The sequence below is a fragment of the Mycolicibacter senuensis genome (assembly GCF_003284925.1).
GTDB classification, from domain to species: Bacteria; Actinomycetota; Actinomycetes; order Mycobacteriales; family Mycobacteriaceae; genus Mycobacterium; species Mycobacterium algericum_A.
In genome coordinates, this window is sequence record NZ_QMEX01000067.1 from 1 (window position 1) to 20,559 (window position 20,559).

Consider the following 20,559-nt stretch of genomic DNA (forward strand, 5'->3'; position numbering starts at 1 on the left):
GGCCTAGGCAAACTGCGTCACGTCAGTTTGACTGACCTCGAAGAGTCTGTTCGATCCGATCCAGCAACTCGTCCGGGTCTTCTTCGGCGCCGTCGTTCCAGGCGACGAGTGCGTTAGCGAGGTTGATCGGTTGGACGCTCAGATGCAGGCCGAGCAGGACAGTCTGGATGTCGGCGTTGTTCGAATCCGCGGCGCGGTAGGCGATCTCGGTCTGTAATGACTGGCCGTTGACCGGGTTCCGGACCATCTTGGAGGTGATCGACTCGACGTGCTCGCGGCGGATTTCGGTCAACTTAGAACCGGGAGTGGCTAGTCGTAGGGTCAGTGCCGACGGGGAGATGCAGAGTAGAGATCGGCGCCGCAGCTGTACGACACTCCACAGGATGATCGGCATAGCGGCCAGCAGTACGAAGCCGACGAACAGAATCCGCGCCGGGTTTCCGGGCTCGCGCCCGGCCGCAATAGCGGCGACACCCATCAGTGGAAGTGCCAAGCACAGGAAATACGCAGTGCCCTCGTACCAGGGGACGTAGCGACAGACGACCTCATTCGCTGTGCGGCTGATGCCCGGCCGAAAGATCTGGCGCTGGCTGACGACTAGGAGGAACGCCAGGCAAAGCACGATGACAGCCCAGTACCACTGCAAGCCAGCGTGGATCACGGCAGGCATCAACAGACACAGCGCTGCGGCAAAGGTATAGCGCAGCGCCCGTCCCCAATGAATTTTTGTTTTGGTCCTTGTCATCAGCGGCCATCCCGATTTCTGCTCGCCGGAGCTCCGCCCGCAAAACCAGCGGATGAGCGACCTGCGGCACCTTGTCGGACCGCTAGCCAGATATTCTGCCGGTCCACCGTCGAATCGTGTAGCGAGGTCACGGTCAGTTGCGCGATCAGCGTCGCCTGTTCGGTCGGGATGATTCTCGACCGAGACACGCTGTCGATGGTGCCGAGTTCATGGCTAATCCGTACGACGAGTGTCCCCGCGCCGCCGGGTCCCTCAGTGGCTGCTGCGAGTTCCCGGTGCAGTTCGTGGCAGCCTGACACCGATTGCATTTGCTGTTCGGACAGCATGGCGAATACCTCACCGGCGTCGAGCGATACCTCGACACGATGAAGTGTCAGCACCGCGTTAGTACAGAATTCGTTGATAGACGAGTCGCCGCGGCAGATCCGAGCCCCGACGCCGACGGTGGCATCGAAGGGTTCCCAGTCCGGGGGTGCGCCCACATCCACGGCAAAGCCGTCGAACCGATCGACCGGAGACACCGCGACGCCGTTCCGCGCAACGAACTCATCGAATCGCATAGCCACGCGCCTATCCGGAACCGAAGAGCGATTTCGCGCCACGGGCGACGCTGTCCACGGCATCTGTGACCGGATCCCAGGCCATTTCGACAAATCGGGATGTCCCCATCGCGGTCAAGCCGCCTACACCGGCGCCGATGACCACGCCAACCGCAGTACCCACCCCAGGAGCCGGAATGAACGAACCGGCGAACCCACCAGCTTGAGCGCCTGCCCAGAGTCCCGCTGCCACCCCCACGCCTTCACGAGTGACGGCTTCGGCAACTGTGTTTCCATCATGAATGTCGGACATCACGGCGGGTGCCGCGGCGGCAACACCGGTCACCCGGGCCACTCGGGAGAATCCCTTTAGCTCGACGCCGCCGATCTTCGGATCTTCGAACCATTTCAACAAACCGGGGTCAGCCGCACCGGGGCCGGTGCCGGGCCCTTTGGCGACTACGTCGAGCACTGTCTGACGCACGCCGTCTGCAGTGCCGCCAGCGATCGCGCCCTGACCAGCGATCAGCACCTCTTTCAGTTGCGGGACGAAGCTGGCGGCATCGTCTGCTGCGCTGCGCTGCGGTTCGGTGCCCGGTGAAGTCTTTTCACTTGGCGGCGTCGTGTGGGGCAGGCCAGCTGCGCCCGCTCCGCCGTCGGCGCCTTCTTCAGCGAAGCGCAGGTGCTCGAACCCGGCGGTGGCGGTGCTGAGGTCGCGGGCGATGTCGGCCTCGGCGTTGACCAAGTTGTTGAGGCGGGTGCGAATCGCGCTGACGTGCCCGTCTGCGGCCCGTTCTCGCGCGTCACGTTCGGCGGCAGAACTGTAGTAGGGCAGCGTGTCGGCGAGGGTGTAGTCGTCGTCGACGGTGAACCCGTCGCGCACGGCGGCCTCTACTGCGCTGAGTACCGACTGCTTGTTCGTGTCCTGTTGACCGCAGCATCGGCGGGCGATCTCGGCGGCGACGCGGAGCTGATCGGCCGGCGCCCGCACCGTGACGGCGTCGGCGGCAGTCCGCTCCTGTATGCCGTGGGCGCCGCTGCCTTCCCAGGCGGTGCCGCCAGGGCGCACCGACGCGTTGCGGACTTCATCGAAGGAGCTCTCCCACGTGTCGGCCAGATGCGACCAGCTCTCGCCCGCGGTCTTGAGGTGTTCCCAGCTCGCCGCCGTCACCTCGGAGAGCGACGGCCAACCATTGCTCAGCGTCACTGATGGCTACCTCGGCAGCCCGCGTCCACCGGCGCCGCCGTCTCCGCCGGGGTAGCCTCCCGGGTAGCCCGAGCCCACTGCGGCCAACGCCGCTGCGCCACCGTCGTCCATCTTCTCGTAGTCACGCGCAGCGTCGCTGAGTTTGGCCGCTGTCGCCTGCATCCGGCCGGCGAGGACGCCGCTGACCCAGTTCGCGGCGGCACTGGCTGCCCTCGCCGCGCCCCCGCTGGTTTGCCAGCCGGCTGCGGTTACCGGTGGCAACGGCACACCGACCTGACCAGCGAGAATGTCGCAGCGTTGCGCCAGCGTGCGCAGTCCGGCCGGCACAACGCTAAGTCCCGGTGTGGTCACGCGAGCAGGTTATCGGCATCGGCGGAGACGGCCAATTCACCCGGCCGTGTCCGCCAAGTCAGTCGAACGCCAAGTCAGTCGAACGCCAAGTCAGTCGAACAGCGTGGCGTGGCTGTGCCGCCGCTCCAGGTCCAACAAGGTCCGCTTGCGGTCGATACCGCCGCCGTAGCCGGTCAGGCTGCCGTTGCTGCCGATGACCCGGTGGCAGGGCACGATGATCGAGATCGGGTTGCGGCCGTTGGCCAGCCCCACGGCGCGCGAGGCTGTCGGTGTCCCGATCTGTGTTGCCAACTCGCCATAGGAGCGGGTCTGGCCGTAGGGGATCGTCAGTAACGCGGTCCACACCCGGCGCTGAAACTCGGTGCCGGCCATCTCATAGCTCAACTCGAATTCGGTGAGATCCCCGGCGAAGTACGCCTCGAGTTGTTCGACGACGTCGGGGAAAGCGGAGTCGTCGCGGCGCCATCCGGTGCGGTCGGGGGCATGGGAGTGGTCGAGCATCAGCAGATGGCTGAGCTTGCCGTTCCCGCCGGCCAGGGTGAGCGGGCCGATCGGGCTGTCGATGGTGCGCTGATAGGTCATGCGATCTCCTTGGACGTCCGGGGCCAGTCGTTCACGGCGTGATCGAGGGCAGTCCACAAATGCTGGGTCGCATACGACCGCCACGGGCGCCAGCGGAGACTGCGTTCGGTCAGGGCCCGCGGCTGCTCGGGTAAACCCAGCCGGCGCACGGCCACCCGCACCCCCAGATCGGTCGCCGGGAACGCATCGGGGTCGCCCAGGCCGCGCATGGCGATGAGTTCGGCAGTCCACGCGCCGACGCCGGGAAGCTCCAGTAACGACTGCCGGGCGCGGCCCCAATCGCATCCCGCGCCCAGGCTGATGCTGCCGTCGGCGAGGCCGGCCACCAGGGCCAGCAGCGTTCTCCGACGTGCCCGGGGCAGCGCCAGCTGGTCGGAGTCGATATCGGCCAGCCGTTCGACCGACGGGAAGACGTGAGTCAGCCCGCCGGCCGGGTCGACAATGGGTTCACCGTGGGCCAGCAGCAACCGCCGCGTATGGGTGCGGGCCGCCTTGACCGACACCTGCTGGCTGAGCACCACCCGCACCGCCAGTTCGGCTTCGTCGACGGTGCGGGGGATCCGCTGGCCCGGCGCCTTGGCCACCAGCGGCGCCAGTTCGGGGTCGTCCGTGAGAGCCTCGACGACGGCCTCCGGATCGGCGTCGAGGTCCAGCAGCCGCCGGCAGCGGGTGATCGCGGCGGTGAGGTCCCGGAAATCGTCGAGTACCAGGCCGCACCGGACGTGGTCGGGGGCCGGAGTCAGGCTGACGATGCCGTTGCCGTGCGGCAGTCGTAGGGTGCGGCGGTACGCACCGTCGCGTACCTCCTCACAACCGGCAACCGCGCAGGCCGCCAGATGGCCGAAGACCCCCTCGAACGCGAACGGGGTGCGCACCGGCAGACGCAGCGACAGCCCTCCCGGGCTCGGGGCGTGCCGGTCGGATTCGGCCTTGGACCGCGCGGCCGCGTGGTGCCGCAAGGCCGTCGGCGTGGTGGCCCACACCGCGCGGACGGTGTCGTTGAACTGCCGGATGCTGGCGAAGCCGGCCGCAAACGCGATGTCGCTCAACGGAAGATCCGTGGTCTCGATCAAAATCCGGGCCGTCTGCGCGCGCTGGGCGCGAGCCAGTGCCAGCGGACCGGCTCCGACCTCGTTGTGGAGCAGGCGCTGCAACTGGCGGGTGGAGTAGCCGAGGTGCCCGGCAAGACCCACCACCCCTTCGCGGTCGACCGTGCCGTCGGCGACCAACCGCATCGCCCGGCCCACAAGGTCGCCGCGGACGTTCCATTCCGGCGATCCCGGGGCGGCGTCTGGCCGGCAGCGTTTACAGGCCCGGAAGCCAGCCCGCTGAGCGGCGGCAGCGGTGGGGTAGAACCGCACGTTCCGCGGCAGCGGGGGCCGTACCGGGCAACTGGGCCGGCAGTAGATCCGGGTGGTCAGCACGGCGGTGTAGAACCAGCCGTCGAAGCGGGCGTCGCTGGACTGCACGGCACGATAGCAGCGGTCGAAGTCGTCGTGCACGTTGTAACCATCGCATGCGGCGACCGCCGACACTAGCGGGAATACGACACGATAGTGCGGGTCCCACGCCGCTCGCCGGGGCTACCATCTGGACGTGACGGCACTGGTGCAGCGGTACTTGGACGGGATACTGGCCGAGCATGCCGAGGTGAACATCGGTGCCCTGGCCAGCTACATTCCGGAGCTGGCGCGGGTCGACCCGACCGGCTTCGGTCTGTCGCTGTCGTCATCGGATGGCTATGTCTATGAATCGGGCGACGCCCAGGCGCAGTTCACCATGCAATCGATCTCCAAACCGTTCACCTACGCGCTGGCGCTCGACCAGTTGGGGCATGCGGACGTCGACGCGAGGATCGGGGTGGAACCCTCCGGCGAGGGATTCAACAGGATCAGCGTCGACCAGGTCACCCAGGTGCCGAAGAATCCGATGATCAACGCCGGCGCGATAGTGGCGTGCTCGCTGATCCCGGGCGCGACGGCCGACGACCGATTCGCCTTGATCCGGGAGTTCTACAGTGCCTGTGCGGGACGCGGTCTGGACTTCGACGAGGACGTCTACCGATCAGAGAAGGCCAGCGGCAGCCGTAATCGCGGGATTGCGTACCTGCTGGACAGTTTCGGTGCTCTTGACGCTGACCCCGATGACGCTCTCGACGTCTACATCCGGCAGTGCTCGTTGAAGGTCACCAGCACCGACCTGGCCCGGATGGCGGCGACGCTCGCGCGGGGTGGTTATAACCCGTTGACGGGGCGGCAGGTGACCGACGCGGCGGTGGTCCGGCGCACATTGTCGGTGATGGTGACCTGCGGTATGTACGACGCCGCCGGCGAGTGGGTCAGCGCGGTCGGCATGCCGGCCAAGAGCGGAGTGGGTGGCGGCATCGTGGCGGTGCTGCCCGGCCAGCTCGGCATCGGCGTCTATTCGCCGCGGATCGACGCCAAGGGCAACAGTGTGCGCGGAGTGCTGGTGTGCCGCAGCCTTTCTCAACAGCTCGGCCTGCATTTCCTGACGGTGAGCAGCGAAGCTCACTCGGCTATTCGTGGCGTCTACACGCCCCGCCCGGGCGTTCGGGTTTACGAGGTGCACGGAGACCTGCTCTTCGCCGGCGCCGAACAGGTGGCCCGCACCGCCACCGGCGACTGCGGCGACTTCGGCGTCGCGATCCTCGACGTGTCGCGGCTGCACGCCATCAGCGACCCGGCGCGTGCCCTGCTCGCCGGACTGGCCGACGAGCTGCAGAGCCTGGGCAAACGGGGCCTTCTCGTCGATCCGGGAGGAGCGCTGACGTCCGACCCGGCGACCCGGGGGACGCGGGTGTTCGCCACGGTCGACGACGCTCTCGCCGCGAGCGAGACCTGGGTGACCTAGCGACGGCTATAGCGGCCCGGCCAGCACGGTGGGCTGGTCATACCCGCGCAGTACCACCGAATCGCCCAGTACCCAATGGGCTTGCTCGCTGATGCAGGCGGCGCGCAGCGTCTGCGCCGTGGTCAACAGTGGGAGCTGGCGGGTTTTCGCCAGCTCGGACAACCGGGCCGCCTCGTTGACTGGTTCGCCGATCACGGTGTACTCGAAACGTTCTTTGGCGCCGACATTTCCGGCGACGACTTGGCCGGCCGCCACGCCGATACCGGCGCGGATCTCCGGCACCTCGTCGGCCAGCCGGCTGAGGATGCCGCGACCGGCGGCCAGCGCTTCATCTTCGGGTTGGGGCAGATGGTTGGGTGCGCCGAAGATCGCAAGGGTCGCATCGCCCTCGAATTTGTTGATCAGCCCCCGGTGGCGGTCGACCTCGTCGACGACCACCGCGAAGAACCGGTTGAGCAGGGTGACGACCTCGGTGGCGGGCTTGGAGGTCACAATCTGAGTTGAGCCGATGATATCGACGAAAAGCACTGCGACATGGCGTTCTTCGCCGCCGAGCTGGATCCGATCGCGTTCTGCGGCCGCTGCAACTTCGCGACCGACGTGACGACCGAACAAGTCACGCACCCGTTCCCGCTCCCGCAGCCCGTGCACCATCGCGTTGAAACCGCTCTGCAGTTCGCCGAGTTCGGTTCCGTCGAACACCACCAGATCGGCTCCCAGGTTGCCCTGCTCGACTCGCCTGAGCGCGGCGCGCACCACCCGCACCGGAGCTGCGGTGAGCCAGGACAGAATCCACATCAACAGGAAGCCGAAGATGGCGGTGGCGAGCGCCACTATCAGCACAGCGATACCGAACTGGGTCATGGTCAGGTTCTTCAACACCAAGGCAAAGATGGCCGTCAGCGCGATGCCCAGAACCGGTACGCCCGAGCTGAGCAGCCAGACCATCATGGTCCGGCCCATGATGCCCGAGAAGAACCGTCGTGGCGGCGGCCCGGCGGCGAGCGCCTGGGCGGCCACCGGCCGCAACGCGAATTCGGTGCACAGGTAGCAGGCGGTGGCCACCTGGATGCCACACACGCCGACGGTGAACGCGATGATCGGGATGAAGTAATGGTCGGCCATCCCGTACAGCACTGTGAACAGCATCGCGGCCACGCCCCACAACGCGAGCACCACCTGGGCTACCCGCCACGGCGCCAGGAACGCATTGCGCTCGTCCACCTGGGTCGGTTGCTGCTCTCTGATCGCCCAGCGCAACTTCTTGATGGTGCGCCGGGTGATCCAGTAGGTACCGAAGATCAATGCCAGCGCCACATAGCCCGGTACGACGCCATACGTCAGCCATCTCGGGGCATCGGCGAACACGCTGGGCGAAGGAAAGGCTACCGTCACCAGGATCACCACCACGCCGATCCCGATCAGGTTCGTGCCCACGATGACCACCGTCATGATGAACTGAATGCGAATCCGCCGCAGATACTGGCTTTCTGACACTCGGCCGAGCAACCAGGAGCCGTATTCCGGGGTTTCGGGCAGTTGGTCGGTCTGGCGGGTCAACAGCTCCAGAACCCGGCTCATCCGTTGGGCGGTCGTCTTCGGCGCTTTCATCGTGGCGTAAGAATAATTGCTCGGCGCTGCCCCTAAGGTGGTTCGGATGCGACTCGTCATCGCCCAGTGCACCGTCGACTACGTGGGCCGGCTCACCGCGCACCTGCCGTCGGCCCGGCGACTGCTGCTGCTGAAGGCCGATGGTTCGGTCAGTGTGCACGCTGACGACCGTGCCTATAAGCCGCTGAACTGGATGAGTCCGCCGTGCCGGCTCACCGAGGAAACCGCCGGCGAGTTCCCGGTGTGGGTGGTGACGAACAAGACCGGCGACCAGTTGCGGATCACCATCGAGCAGATCGAGCACGACTCCAGCCATGAACTCGGTGTCGACCCGGGTCTGGTCAAAGACGGTGTGGAGGCCCAGTTGCAGGCGCTGCTCGCCGAGCATGTCGAGCTGCTCGGCGAGGGCTACAGCCTGGTGCGTCGGGAGTACATGACCGCGATCGGACCGGTGGACCTGCTGTGTCGCGACGAGCAGGGACGCTCGGTCGCCGTGGAGATCAAGCGGCGCGGCGAGATTGACGGTGTCGAGCAGCTGACCCGGTATCTGGAACTGCTCAACCGTGACAGTCGGCTCGCACCGGTGAGCGGGGTGTTCGCCGCCCAGCAGATCAAGCCGCAGGCCCGAACGCTGGCGACCGATCGTGGTATTCGCTGTGTGACATTGGATTACGACGCAATGCGCGGCATGAACAGCGATGAATACCGGTTGTTCTGACCGCTGGGCGTCGGCGGCGGAATAGCAGACGGCGGCGGAGCGTTGCATCGCTCCATGGCGGTCAAAGATCTCTTCCAACCGTTGACCGTCCGCTCGCTGACCGTGCCGAATCGCTTCGCGATGGCGCCGATGACGCGGCAGGCGTCGCCGGGCGGGGTCCCGGGCACCGATGTCGCCGAGTACTACCGACGGCGTGCCGCCGGCGGTGTCGGGCTGATCATCACCGAAGGCATCCGGCTGCCCGATCCGGCCGCGGGTTACCCCTTCAGCGTGCCGACGATAGCGGGTGATGAGGTGCTCGCAGGCTGGACTCGGGTTGTCGATGGCGTGCACGCCGAGGGCGCGACGATCGCCGCCCAGTTGTGGCACCAGGGCGTGCAACGCGAGGACACCGACGGTGTGGTGCCGGTCGGTCCGTCGGGTATCGACGGCCACGGTAACCCGCGGGGCCGGGCGTTGCGAACCGATGAACTTCAAGCGCTCTCGCAGCTGTACGCGACCAGCGCCGCCAGCGCGCGCGACGTCGGCTTCGATGCGGTCGAGCTCCACGGCGCCCACGGCTACCTGCTGGACGAATTCCTTTGGGAGCGAACGAATCGGCGCACCGACGGCTACGGCGGATCGTTGGCCGAGCGGACGCGGTTCCCGGCCGAAGTGGTAGCCGCGGTACGTGCCGCGGTGGGGCCGGACTACCCGATCATCTTCCGCTTCTCGCAGTGGAAGGGCACCGATTACACCGCGTCGATCGCCGACGATCCGGCGCAATTGCAGGAACTGTTGGCGCCCCTCGTCGCGGCCGGTGTGGATGTGCTGCACCCCTCGACGCGCAGGCACTACCTGCCGGCGTTCCCCGACGACGACCCCGAACTGAGCTTGGCCGGGTGGACCAAGAAGGTCACGGAGGCGCCGGTCATCGCAGTGGGATCGGTGGGGTTGGAGACGCAGTTCCGCAGCGAAAAGCGGGGCGAGGTGATCCAGCCCGCGCCCATCGACCGACTGGTCGAGCAGTTCGACGCCGGCGAGTTCGACGTGGTGGCGGTAGGCCGGGCGCTGCTCGCCGACCCGACCTGGGTGGACCGGTTGCGCCGCGGCGCGCTGGACGGGTTCGGGGGCTACGACGCGGCGGCAGCGCTCGCCGCGTTGGCCTAAGCGATCGTCGTTAGGCTGTCCGGCATGGTTCGCCGCCGCAGCCCGTCGCGCCGGCGACAGGCGTCCCTACCGGTGCCGGCCCAGGAGCGTCTGGAGACTGGCCCCGATGGGTACGAGTACGCGGTGCGGCCGATCGCCGGCGCGCGGGCCGTCAAGACCTATCGATGCCCGGGATGCGATCACGAGATTCGCGGCGGTATCGCGCACGTGGTGGTGTGGCGGGCCGATGCGGGTGAGGCAGCGCTCGATGATCGCCGGCATTGGCACACACCGTGTTGGGCCAACCGCGCAACCCGCGGTCCGACCCGTAAATGGTCGTGACCGCAGTGGGCGCAGTGTGTCAGTGGGCCGCGGCGGGCTCGACCAACTCGATCAGCACCCCGCCGGCATCCTTGGGGTGGATGAAGTTGATCCGCGAGTTCGAGGTGCCGCGCCGCGGCGCGTCGTAGATCAATCGGACACCTTCGTCGCGCAGTCGCTGCGAGAGCGCGTCGATGTCGCTGGTCCGGTAGGCGAGCTGCTGCAGTCCCGGGCCGCGCTTGTCCAGGAACTTCGCGATCGTCGACGACTCGTCGATCGGGGCCATCAGCTGCAGCTGGGCACTGCCGACCGGGGCGCCGCGCACCGCGAGCATCGCTTCGACGATGCCCTGCTCGTCATTGACCTCTTCGTGCAGCACGATCATGCCGAGCTGGTCGTGATACCACTTCTTGGCCGCTTCCAGGTCCGGCACCGCGATGCCGACGTGGTCGATCGCCGTCACCAGGGCGGAGGCCAGGGTGGGGCGTACGTCTAACGGGCCAGCGACGGATTCGGTCGTCATAACGCAACGGTAACCTGAGCAGAAACATCGCGCTGCGGCGATCCGGCAGATCGGGCGCCCACATCCGGCTTGGAGGTAGTCATGACCACATCGGTGATCGTTGCTGGGGCCCGGACCCCGATCGGCAAGCTAATGGGTTCGCTGAAGGATTTCTCCGGCAGTGACCTGGGCGCGATCGCCATCGCCGGGGCCCTGGAGAAGGCGGGCGTCCCGGCCTCGCTGGTGGAGTACGTGATCATGGGCCAGGTGCTCACCGCCGGCGCGGGCCAGATGCCGGCGCGGCAGGCGTCGGTGGGCGCCGGCATCGGCTGGGACGTTCCGGCGCTGAGCATCAACAAGATGTGCCTGTCCGGAATCGACGCCATCGCGCTGGCTGACCAGCTGATTCGCGCCGGCGAGTTCGACGTGGTGGTGGCCGGCGGCCAGGAGTCCATGACGAAGGCACCGCACCTGCTGATGGACAGCCGGTCCGGCTACAAGTACGGCGATGTGACCGTGCTGGACCACCTCGCCTACGACGGCCTGCACGACGTGTTCACCGACCAGCCGATGGGTGCACTCACCGAGCAACGTAACGAGGCCGACAAGTTCACCCGCGCCGAGCAGGACGAACTCGCGGCCGAATCGCACCGCAGGGCCGCCGCGGCATGGAAGGACGGGGTGTTCGCTGACGAGGTGGTGCCGGTGAAGATCCCGCAGCGCAAGGGAGATCCGCTGGAGTTCACCGAGGACGAGGGCATCCGGGCCAACACCACCGCCGAATCACTGGCCGGGCTCAAGCCGGCGTTCCGCAAGGACGGCACCATCACCGCGGGCTCGTCGTCGCAGATTTCCGACGGCGCGGCCGCCGTGGTGGTGATGAGCAAGGCCAAGGCTCAGCAGCTCGGACTGGACTGGCTGTGCGAGATCGGAGCGCACGGCGTGGTCGCCGGGCCGGACTCGACCTTGCAGTCGCAGCCGGCCAATGCCATCAAAAAGGCCATCGCCCGGGAGGGCATCTCGGTCGACCAGCTCGGCGTGGTGGAGATCAACGAGGCGTTCGCGGCGGTGTCGCTGGCCTCGACCCGGGAACTCGGGGTGAACCCTGACGTCGTCAACATCCACGGCGGCGCGATCGCCGTCGGGCACCCGATCGGCATGTCCGGGGCGCGTATCACGCTGCACGCCGCCCTCGAGCTCAAACGCCGCGGTTCGGGCTACGCGGTAGCCGCGCTGTGCGGTGCCGGTGGGCAGGGCGACTCGCTGATTCTGCGGACCGGATAGGCCCTGTCCTTACGGTCGCGTAGGTTGCTGGATTCGCCGGTTTCGCATCGTTGGATTCGGGATGTGATTTTGGTCATAGGCGGGCTCGTCGGCCCCGAAATCAGCCATCGGCACCGGCGCTGCGGCGGCGTGACAGACTTGAAGACGTGACGCGTCCTCGACCCCCGATCGGTCCGGCATTGGCCGGAGCAGTAGATCTGTCCGGACTCAAGCAACCGCCCGGTGGTGCCGGCGGTGACGGCTCCGCCCCGCCGGGCGCCACCGAGATCACCGAGGCCAACTTCGAAGACGAGGTGCTGGTCCGCTCCAACCAGGTGCCGGTGGTGGTGTTGCTGTGGTCGCCTCGCAGCGAGGCCTGCATCAAGCTGGCCGACACGCTGGGCGCACTGGCCACCAGTGATGGCGGCACGTGGTCGCTGGCCACCGTCAACGTCGACGTCGCTCCACGGGTGGCGCAGGTGTTCGGCGTGGAAGCGGTACCCACCGTGGTGGCGCTTGCCGCCGGCCAACCGATCACCAGCTTTCAGGGGGTGCAGCCACCCGACCAGCTGCGCCGCTGGGTGGATTCGCTGCTGTCGGCCACCGCGGGCAAGCTCTCCGGCGGCGGCGAAACCGAGCAGCCCGAGCAGGTGGACCCGGTACTCGCCCGGGCCCGCGATCAACTCGACGCCGGTGACTTCGCCGCGGCTCGCGACTCCTATCAGGCGCTGCTCGACGCCGACCCCGACCATGTCGAAGCCAAGGCGGCGCTGCGCCAGTTGACGTTCCTGGAGCGCGCAACCGGCCGGCAGCCGGATGCGCCGGCACGCGCCGATGCTTCCCCCGACGACATCGAGGCCGCCTTCGCCGCGGCCGATGTGCAGATTCTCAATCAGGACGTCACCGCGGCGTTCGACCGGCTGATCGCGCTGGTGCGGCGAACCTCCGGTGACGAACGCAGTACGGTGCGGACCCGGCTGGTGGAGCTGTTCGAGCTCTTCGACCCGGCCGACCCCGAGGTCATCGCCGGTCGGCGCAACCTGGCCAACGCGCTGTACTGACCTGGCGCGCTGATCCGATGGGGCCGATCCGCGGCGCCCGGCTCCGCCGCGCTGGCGCTCGCCGCTACGCGGGCGCCAGCCATAGCGCCGACAGGGCCGGCAGCAGCAGCACCGCCGAGGCCGGCCGGCCGTGCCACGGATCATCGGTGGCCTCCACGCCGCCCAGGTTGCCCGCCCCCGAACCGCGGTAGCCGATCGCGTCGGTGTTGAGCACCTCGCGCCACCGGCCGGCGCGGGGCAGGCCCAGGTGGTAGTCGGCGTGCTCGATCCCGGAGAAGTTGAACACGCAGGCCAGCATCGAACCGTCCGCGCCGTAGCGCAGAAAGCTCAGCACGTTGTTGGTCGAGTCGTTGGCATCGATCCACGAGTAGCCCCGCGGGTCGCCGTCCTGACTCCACAACGCGGGCAGCGCCCGGTAGTGGGCGTTGATGTCGCCGACCAGCCGCAGGATACCGGGGGAGTAGCCGTCGGGCTCGGTGCCGGGATCAAGCTGGAACCAGTCGACGCCACGCTCGTTGCACCACTCGGCGCGTTGGCCGAATTCCTGGCCCATGAACAGCAACTGCTTGCCCGGATGCGCCCACTGGTAGGCCAGCAGCGAGCGCACCCCGGCGGCCTTGGCGTGATCGTCGCCGGGCATCCGGCTCCACAGCGTGCCCTTGCCGTGCACCACTTCGTCGTGGCTGATCGGCAGCACGAAGTTCTCGCTGTAGGCATACAGCATCGAGAACGTCATCTCATGGTGGTGATAGGAGCGGTGCACCGGGTCATGACCGAGATAGGACAGCGTGTCGTGCATCCAGCCCATGTTCCACTTCATCGAAAAGCCCAGGCCGCCCAGGCCGGTATCGCGGGTCACGCCCGGCCAGGAGGTCGACTCCTCGGCGATGGTCACGGTTCCCGGCGCCACCCGGTGCGCGGTCGCGTTCAGCTCCTGCAGGAACTGCACCGCCTCGAGGTTCTCCCGGCCACCGTGGATGTTGGGTGTCCAGCCGCCGGCGGGACGGGAGTAATCCAGATACAGCATCGACGCCACGGCATCCACCCGCAGCCCGTCGACGTGGAACTCGGTCAGCCAGTACAGCGCATTGGCCACCAGGAAGTTGCGCACCTCGGGACGACCGAAGTCGAACACGTAGGTGCCCCAGTCGAGCTGTTCACCACGGCGCGGGTCGGCGTGCTCGTAGAGCGGGGTGCCGTCGAACCGGCCCAGCGCCCACGCGTCTTTGGGGAAGTGCGCCGGCACCCAGTCCACGATGACACCGATGCCGGCGCGGTGCAGCGCATCGACCAACACCCGGAAATCGTCGGGTGTGCCAAAGCGCGCGGTCGGCGCGTAGTACGACGTGACCTGATAACCCCAGGACCCGCCGAACGGATGCTCGGCGACCGGCAGCAGCTCGACATGGGTGAAGCCGTGCTGCACAACGTAGTCGGTCAGCTCCACCGCGAGCTGGCGATAGCTCAGGCCCGGCCGCCACGACCCCAGGTGCACCTCGTAGGTGCTCATCGGCTCCGCCACCGGGTCTCGGCCGGCGCGCTGCGTCATCCAGTCGGCGTCACCCCAGCGGTAGTCGCTGTGCGTCACCCGCGATGCGGTTCGCGGCGGCACCTCGGTAGCGAAGGCGAACGGGTCGGCACGATCGCTGACGCTGCCGTCGGCGTCGTGGATACGGAACTTGTAGAGACCATCGGGCGGAAAGTCGGGCCAGAACACCTCCCAGACCCCGGAGGAACCCAACGCGCGCAGCGGGGCGTCGTTGCTGTCCCAGCCGTTGAAGTCACCGATCAGGCCCACTCCGGCGGCGTTGGGCGCCCACACCGCGAACGACACCCCGGACACGTCACCGCCGGCCGTGGTGAATGTGCGGCGATGGGCGCCCAGCACCTCCCACAGCCGTTCGTGGCGGCCCTCGGCGAACAGGTGCAGGTCAACCTCGCCGAGTGTCGGCGCGAACCGGTAACCGTCGGCGACTATGTGAATCCCGGTCGGCTCAGCGAACTCCGCCGCGTCGGGGTAGTGCAGCTCGAGTCGATAGTCGGCCAGCCTGGTCAACGGCAGCGCAACCGCGAACAACCCGGAGCCGAGATGCCGCATCGGGAATCGGTCGGTGCCGACCACCACGACCGCGCGGCGCGCGCGGGGCCGCAATACCCGGACCACCGTGACCTCGCCGTACTCGTGGGCGCCCAGGATCGCGTGCGGATCATGGTGTTCGCCGGCGAGGAGTCGGGTCAGGTCCGCCGCGGCGGGCGCCAACTGTCGGGCCATCGAACTCACCTGCGACGCAGCAGGGCGGTGCGGGCCTGCGCGTTGACCGGTGGCATGTTGACGATGTGGGCCACCGCCCGTGCCGGGTCGAGCCGCACCCAGTTCTCCCGGCCCCAGTGGTAATCCTCGCCGCTGATCTGGTCTCGCACCCAGAATCGTTGGTAGTCCTCCATTCCCAGCGCCCACATATCCAGCCGCAGCGTCGCGTGCTCGGGGACGAACGGGTTGAGATTGACCACCACCAGCACGGTGTCACCGCTGTCCGGATCGAACTTGCTGTAGGCCAGCAACGCATCGTTGTCGATCGGGTGGAAGTGCACGGTACGCAGCTGGCTCAGCGCCGGATGCATCCGGCGGATCTCGTTGAGCCGGGCGATGAACGGTTCCAAAGACCTGCCCTCGGCGACGGCGGCGGCGAAGTCGCGCGGACGCAGCTGGTACTTCTCGGAGTCGAGGTACTCTTCGCTGCCCTCACGCAACGCCCGGTCCTCGAACAACTCGAAGCCGGAGTACACCCCCCACGTCGGGCCCAGCGTCGCCGCCAGCACCGCGCGGATGGCGAACATACCCGGACCGCCTGACTGCAGGCTGGCGTGCAGGATGTCGGGGGTGTTGACGAACAGGTTCGGCCGCCGGTAGTCGGCGAGCTCGGCGATCTGCTGTCCGAATTCGGTGAGCTCGGATTTCGATGTCCGCCAGGTGAAGTAGGTGTAGGACTGGGTGAAGCCGAGTTTGGCCAGACCGTACTGGCGTGCCGGCGGAGTGAAGGCTTCGGACAAGAACAACACGTCGGGATCGATGTTCTTCACTGCGGCGATCAGCCAGATCCAGAAGTCCGGCGGCTTGGTGTGGGGATTGTCGACCCGAAAGACCTTCACCCCGTGGTCCATCCAGAACCGGACCACGCGCAGCACCTCGGCGTACAAGCCGGCCGGATCGTTGTCGAAGTTCAGCGGGTAGATGTCCTGATACTTCTTCGGCGGATTCTCGGCATAGGCGATCGTGCCGTCCGGCAACTCGGTGAACCATTCCCGGTGCTGACTGGCCCAGGGGTGATCCGGTGCGCACTGCAGCGCCAGATCCAACGCGACCTCCAGGTCCAGGCGATGGGCGGCCGCCACAAAGTCATCGAAATCGTCGATGGTGCCGAGCCCCGGGTGAACCGCGTCGTGGCCGCCCTCGGCGCTGCCGATCGCCCACGGCGAACCGACGTCACCCGGCTCGGCGGTCGTGGAGTTGTTGCGGCCCTTGCGATGGACGTGCCCGATGGGATGGATGGGCGGCAGATACACCACGTCGAAGCCCATCGCCGCGATGCGTGGGAGCGCTGCTGACGCGGTGGCGAAGGTGCCGTGCACCGGGTTGCCGTCGCTATCCCAGCCGCCGGTCGAGCGCGGAAACATCTCATACCAGGCGCCGCGGCGGGCCAGCGGCCGATCCACCCACACCTGGTGGTTCTCGCCGCGGGTGACCAGCTCGCGCAACGGGTGGCGGGCCAGCAGTTCTTCGACCGCTGTCGAGAGGGCGGGCGCGGCCCGGTCCACCGGGTCACCGGGGGCGCGCAGGGCGGCGGCCGCTTCCTGTACCGGTCGGCGCTGCGCGGGCGGTATCGCGGCCGCAGCGCGGTCGAACAAGTCGGCGCCGACCAACAGGTCGTTGGACAGCTCAGTCTCGCCCTGGCCCGCCTCGAGCTTGGCGGTCACGGCGTTTCGCCAGCTCTGCAGCGGATCGCCCCACCCCTCGACGCGGAAGGCCCATAGCCCGACCGAATCAGGCGTGAAGGCGCCGTGGAACACGTAGTCGTCGAACCCGATGTGCATCGGGATGTGCAGCGGCGCGGCGCCGGCAACCGGCGGTGCGGCCGGCGACTCTCCGGGATGTGGGTAGCGGCGTCCGAGATAACTCACCACCAGCGTCGCGGCGACCGCGTCGTGGCCCTCGCGCCACACGGTGGCCTTGACCGGCACCGTCTCGCCGACCACGGCCTTGGCCGGATAGCGGCCGCACGAGATGACCGGTTCGACGTCGTCGATCTCGACACGACCAGGCACTCACACTCCGTTCGCCGCGGGCTCTTGACGCCCACGGTAATGGGCGGGGGATCTCGACCGGCACGAAGCGGCCGGTTCGCAACCGAATCGCCACGTCTGTCCGGCGATTCCCGCTGCCTCGCTGAACCGGCGTGCCGGTGCGGCGGTCCCAGCTTCGGCTCGCCTCCGCCGGCCCTTCGGGCCAACTCCGGCGAGCCTCGCTGAACCGGCGTGCCGGTGCGGCGGTCCCAGCTTCGGCTCGCCTCCGCCGGCCCTTCGGGCCAACTCCGGCGAGCCTCGCTGAACCGCCGGTAAGGTGATGACGTGTGAAGGCACTCCGGCGGTTCACCGTTCGTGCGCACCTTCCCGACCGGCTGCGAGCACTCGAGCAACTGTCGATGAACTTGCGCTGGTCGTGGGATCAGCCGACACAGGAGTTGTTCGCCACCATCGACCCTGAGCTGTGGGCCGGTTGCGGGCGGGATCCGGTCGCACTGCTGGGCGCCGTGAGTCCGGCACGGCTTGACGAATTGGCCGCCGACGGGGCGTTCACCGGCCGGCTCGAGACCCTGTCGGCCGATCTCGACGAATATCTGACCCAGCCCAGGTGGTACCAGCAGCAGCAGGAAGCCGGCGCGACGCTGCCGGCCGCGATCGCCTACTTCTCGATGGAGTTCGGCGTCGCCGAGGCGCTGCCCAACTATTCCGGAGGCCTGGGGATTCTGGCCGGTGACCACCTGAAGTCGGCATCGGACCTGGGGGTGCCGCTGATCGCGGTCGGGCTGTACTACCGGTCGGGATACTTCCGTCAATCGCTGACCGCCGACGGCTGGCAGCGGGAGACCTATCCGTCGCTGGACCCGCAGGGGCTGCCGTTGCGGCTGCTGGCCGATGCCGCCGGTAACCCGGCGCTGATCGAGGTGGCACTGCCCGGCGCAGGCCGGTTGCGCGCCCGGATCTGGGTGGCGCAGGTCGGGCGGGTGCCGCTGCTGCTGCTGGACTCCGACATCGGTGAGAACGAGCATCAGCTGCGCGGCGTCACCGACCGGCTGTACGGCGGCGACCAGGAGCACCGGATCCGCCAGGAGATCTTGGCCGGGATCGGCGGGGTTCGGGCAATCAGGGCGTTCACCGAGCTCAGCGGCACCCCCGCCCCCGAGGTGTTCCACATGAACGAGGGCCACGCCGGGTTCCTCGGCATCGAACGCATCCGTGAGCTGATCGCCGAACAACGCCTCGATTTCGACACCGCGCTGGCAGTGGTGCGTTCGTCGACGGTGTTCACCACCCACACCCCGGTCCCGGCCGGCATCGACCGGTTCGGCATCGATATGGTGCGCCGCTACTTCGACGGCAACGCACTGGCCAGCGGGGTGCCCATCGAGCGGATCCTCGAACTGGGCGCTGAGCCCGACCCCGACACTTTCAACATGGCCCACATGGGGCTGCGGTTGGCCCAGCGCGCCAACGGGGTGTCCCGACTGCACGGCAGGGTCAGCCGTGCCATGTTCAACGGGTTGTGGCCGGGCTTCGACCGCGATGAGGTGCCGATCGGCTCGATCACCAACGGTGTGCACGCGCCCAGTTGGGCGGCGGCGCCATGGCTGCAGCTGGGCCGCGACCTGGCGACGGCGGATTCGTTCAGCGAGCCTGCCGCCTGGGAGCGGCTGCAGCAGGTCGATCCCGTTGCGCTGTGGTCGATCCGATCGCAGCTGCGGTCGGTGCTGGTCGACGAGGTCCGATTCCGGTTGTTGAGGTCCGGGCTGGACCGGGGCGCTTCCGAGGCCGAGTTAGGCTGGATCGCAACGGCTTTCGACCCCGACGTGCTGACCATCGGCTTCGCCCGCCGAGTGCCCACCTACAAGCGGTTGACGCTGATGCTGCGCGACCCCGACCGGTTGGAGCAACTGCTGCTCGACGAGCAGCGGCCGGTTCAGCTGATCGTCGCCGGCAAATCCCATCCGGCCGACGACGGCGGCAAGGCGCTGATCCAGCAGGTGGTGCGGTTCGCGGACCGCCCGGAAGTGCGTCATCGCATCGCCTTCCTGCCCGACTACGACATGTCGATGGCACGGCGGCTCTACGCCGGATGCGATGTGTGGCTGAACAATCCGCTGCGCCCGCTGGAGGCATGCGGCACATCGGGGATGAAGAGTGCGCTCAACGGCGGGCTGAACCTGTCCATCCGCGACGGCTGGTGGGACGAGTGGTTCGACGGGGAGAACGGCTGGGCGATACCCACCGCCGATGGGGTGGCAGATGAGAACCGCCGCGACGACCTGGAAGCCGCGGCGCTCTATGACCTGCTGGCGCAGTCGGTCGTCCCGAAGTTCTACGACCGCGACGAACGTGGCGTGCCGCCGCGCTGGATCGAGATGGTGCACCACACACTGCAGACGTTGGGGCCGAAGGTGCTTGCCTCGCGGATGGTGCGCGACTACGTCGAGCAGTGCTATGCCCCGGCGGCGCAGTCGCTGCGGCGTACCCGGGAACCGGTGGATGGGGTGCCCTACGGTGCGGCTCGACAGCTGGCTGACTACCGCACCCGGGCGGAGCGCGCCTGGCAGCGCATCGAGATCACCGACGTCGACAGCACCGGTCTGCCCGACACCCCGCAACTGGGGTCGGAGCTGACGCTGACCGCCACGGTCCGGTTGGCCGGCCTGGCGCCCGACGAGGTGACGGTGCAGGCGGTGCTGGGCCGGCTGGACTCCGATGACACCCTGCTGGATCCGGCCACCGTGGTGATGGCACATGAGCGCACCGGCGCCGATGGAACCGAAGTGTTCGCGACGACCACCCCGCTACCGGTCGCCGGGGCGGTCGGCTACACGGTGCGGGTGTTGCCCAGTCACCCGCTGCTGTCCGGCGACGCCGAGCTGGGCTTGGTGACCTTGGCTTGAGGCCGGGGGCTTACCGGGCTCACGGACGGTTCTGGCCGGCGGTTCCAGTAGTGCCGGGGGTCCCGTCTGCGCCACCGTTACCACCCGCTCCACCGTTGCCGCCGGTGTATTGCTCAGCGGTGCCGTCACCACCGTTGCCGCCAGTACCGCCGGCGCCGTTGCCATTCGGGCCTACGGATCCGCCGTTGCCGCCCTGCCCGCCGTCGCCGCCGAAGCCCCAATTGGTGCCGTTGCCGCCGTTACCGCCGTTTCCACCGGTGGTGCCGTTGCCGCCGTTGCCGCCATCGCCGCCGTTGCCGCCGCCGCCGTTGTTGACATCCACGCGGACATCGCCGTTGCCGCCGTTGCCACCGCGACCGCCGTCGGCGCCGACTCCGGTACCACCGTTGCCGCCGTTGCCACCGTTTCCGCCGTAGACGTGACCGCCATCGCCGCCATTACCCCCGGCGCCACCG

The 20,559-nt window shown here is 68.0% G+C and carries 18 protein-coding genes; 7 read left to right on the top strand and 11 right to left on the bottom strand.

Features of this window, described 5'->3' with window-relative positions:
• Window positions 1-22 precede the first annotated feature (22 nt).
• The 6 genes from DQP56_RS15120 to DQP56_RS15145 all read right to left on the bottom strand — a co-directional run bounded on the left by DQP56_RS15120 (window position 23) and on the right by DQP56_RS15145 (window position 4,926).
• On the bottom strand, window positions 23-745 hold the full coding sequence (locus tag DQP56_RS15120; RefSeq protein WP_112686734.1) for a hypothetical protein: 723 nt from the start codon (window positions 743-745) through the stop codon (window positions 23-25).
• Window positions 745-1,305 carry a hypothetical protein gene (locus DQP56_RS15125; protein WP_112686736.1) on the bottom strand — a complete coding sequence of 187 codons (561 nt, stop codon included), beginning with the start codon at window positions 1,303-1,305 and terminating at the stop codon, window positions 745-747. The genes DQP56_RS15120 and DQP56_RS15125 overlap by 1 nt, the downstream gene beginning before the upstream one ends.
• A gap of 10 nt (window positions 1,306-1,315) precedes the next feature.
• Window positions 1,316-2,275 (bottom strand): hypothetical protein, encoded by a 960-nt coding sequence (locus DQP56_RS15130; protein WP_133258938.1) that lies wholly within the window; start codon window positions 2,273-2,275, stop codon window positions 1,316-1,318.
• Between the two features lie 222 nt (window positions 2,276-2,497).
• Complete coding sequence (locus DQP56_RS15135) at window positions 2,498-2,842, bottom strand: hypothetical protein (protein WP_133258939.1); 345 nt, start codon at window positions 2,840-2,842, stop codon at window positions 2,498-2,500.
• 90 nt (window positions 2,843-2,932) lie between these two features.
• Window positions 2,933-3,424: a methylated-DNA--[protein]-cysteine S-methyltransferase gene (locus tag DQP56_RS15140; protein ID WP_112686742.1), complete on the bottom strand. Its 492-nt coding sequence runs from the start codon at window positions 3,422-3,424 to the stop codon at window positions 2,933-2,935.
• Window positions 3,421-4,926, bottom strand: coding sequence for a DNA-3-methyladenine glycosylase 2 family protein (locus DQP56_RS15145; RefSeq protein WP_112686762.1), 1,506 nt, complete (start codon window positions 4,924-4,926; stop codon window positions 3,421-3,423). Before DQP56_RS15145 ends, DQP56_RS15140 begins: the two co-directional genes overlap by 4 nt.
• Before the next feature lie 94 nt (window positions 4,927-5,020).
• Between DQP56_RS15145 and glsA the strand changes: the two genes are divergently transcribed.
• Complete coding sequence (glsA, locus tag DQP56_RS15150; RefSeq protein ID WP_112686744.1) at window positions 5,021-6,295, top strand: glutaminase A; 1,275 nt, start codon at window positions 5,021-5,023, stop codon at window positions 6,293-6,295.
• A gap of 6 nt (window positions 6,296-6,301) precedes the next feature.
• On the opposite strand, the gene DQP56_RS15155 is transcribed toward glsA, so the two are convergent.
• On the bottom strand, window positions 6,302-7,906 hold the full coding sequence (locus DQP56_RS15155; RefSeq protein ID WP_112686746.1) for an adenylate/guanylate cyclase domain-containing protein: 1,605 nt from the start codon (window positions 7,904-7,906) through the stop codon (window positions 6,302-6,304).
• A 46-nt stretch (window positions 7,907-7,952) separates the two neighbouring features.
• Here DQP56_RS15155 and nucS point away from each other — a divergent pair, with 46 nt between their 5' ends.
• The 3 genes from nucS to DQP56_RS25305 are packed head-to-tail and all read left to right on the top strand — an operon-like array spanning window position 7,953 to window position 10,094.
• Window positions 7,953-8,624, top strand: coding sequence for an endonuclease NucS (gene nucS, locus DQP56_RS15160; protein ID WP_112686748.1), 672 nt, complete (start codon window positions 7,953-7,955; stop codon window positions 8,622-8,624).
• A 54-nt stretch (window positions 8,625-8,678) separates the two neighbouring features.
• Window positions 8,679-9,773 carry an NADH:flavin oxidoreductase gene (locus DQP56_RS15165; protein WP_112686750.1) on the top strand — a complete coding sequence of 365 codons (1,095 nt, stop codon included), beginning with the start codon at window positions 8,679-8,681 and terminating at the stop codon, window positions 9,771-9,773.
• A 24-nt stretch (window positions 9,774-9,797) separates the two neighbouring features.
• A complete protein-coding gene (locus DQP56_RS25305) occupies window positions 9,798-10,094 on the top strand; it encodes an Rv1322 family protein (protein WP_112686752.1) in 297 nt (98 codons plus the stop codon).
• Between the two features lie 19 nt (window positions 10,095-10,113).
• Here the strand turns inward: DQP56_RS25305 and mce are convergent, their stop codons facing one another.
• Window positions 10,114-10,596: a methylmalonyl-CoA epimerase gene (gene mce / locus DQP56_RS15175; protein WP_112686753.1), complete on the bottom strand. Its 483-nt coding sequence runs from the start codon at window positions 10,594-10,596 to the stop codon at window positions 10,114-10,116.
• An 81-nt stretch (window positions 10,597-10,677) separates the two neighbouring features.
• Between mce and DQP56_RS15180 the strand changes: the two genes are divergently transcribed.
• Both DQP56_RS15180 and DQP56_RS15185 read left to right on the top strand, forming a co-directional pair.
• A complete protein-coding gene (locus DQP56_RS15180) occupies window positions 10,678-11,859 on the top strand; it encodes an acetyl-CoA C-acetyltransferase (protein WP_112686754.1) in 1,182 nt (393 codons plus the stop codon).
• A 146-nt stretch (window positions 11,860-12,005) separates the two neighbouring features.
• Window positions 12,006-12,899: a thioredoxin family protein gene (locus tag DQP56_RS15185; RefSeq protein WP_112686756.1), complete on the top strand. Its 894-nt coding sequence runs from the start codon at window positions 12,006-12,008 to the stop codon at window positions 12,897-12,899.
• A gap of 64 nt (window positions 12,900-12,963) precedes the next feature.
• Here DQP56_RS15185 and glgB read toward each other — a convergent pair whose 3' ends face one another.
• The gene (glgB, locus tag DQP56_RS15190; protein WP_112686764.1) at window positions 12,964-15,171 is read right to left on the bottom strand and encodes a 1,4-alpha-glucan branching protein GlgB; all 2,208 of its coding nucleotides are present in this window, start codon (window positions 15,169-15,171) and stop codon (window positions 12,964-12,966) included.
• 5 nt (window positions 15,172-15,176) lie between these two features.
• Window positions 15,177-17,222: an alpha-1,4-glucan--maltose-1-phosphate maltosyltransferase gene (locus tag DQP56_RS15195; protein ID WP_112686758.1), complete on the bottom strand. Its 2,046-nt coding sequence runs from the start codon at window positions 17,220-17,222 to the stop codon at window positions 15,177-15,179.
• 305 nt (window positions 17,223-17,527) lie between these two features.
• Between DQP56_RS15195 and glgP the strand changes: the two genes are divergently transcribed.
• Entirely contained in the window at window positions 17,528-20,104 is a 2,577-nt protein-coding gene (gene glgP, locus DQP56_RS15200; protein ID WP_112686760.1) for an alpha-glucan family phosphorylase, read from the top strand.
• Between the two features lie 19 nt (window positions 20,105-20,123).
• On the opposite strand, the gene DQP56_RS15205 is transcribed toward glgP, so the two are convergent.
• On the bottom strand, window positions 20,124-20,559 hold a 436-nt coding region (locus DQP56_RS15205), incomplete at its 5' end, for a hypothetical protein (protein ID WP_205868885.1).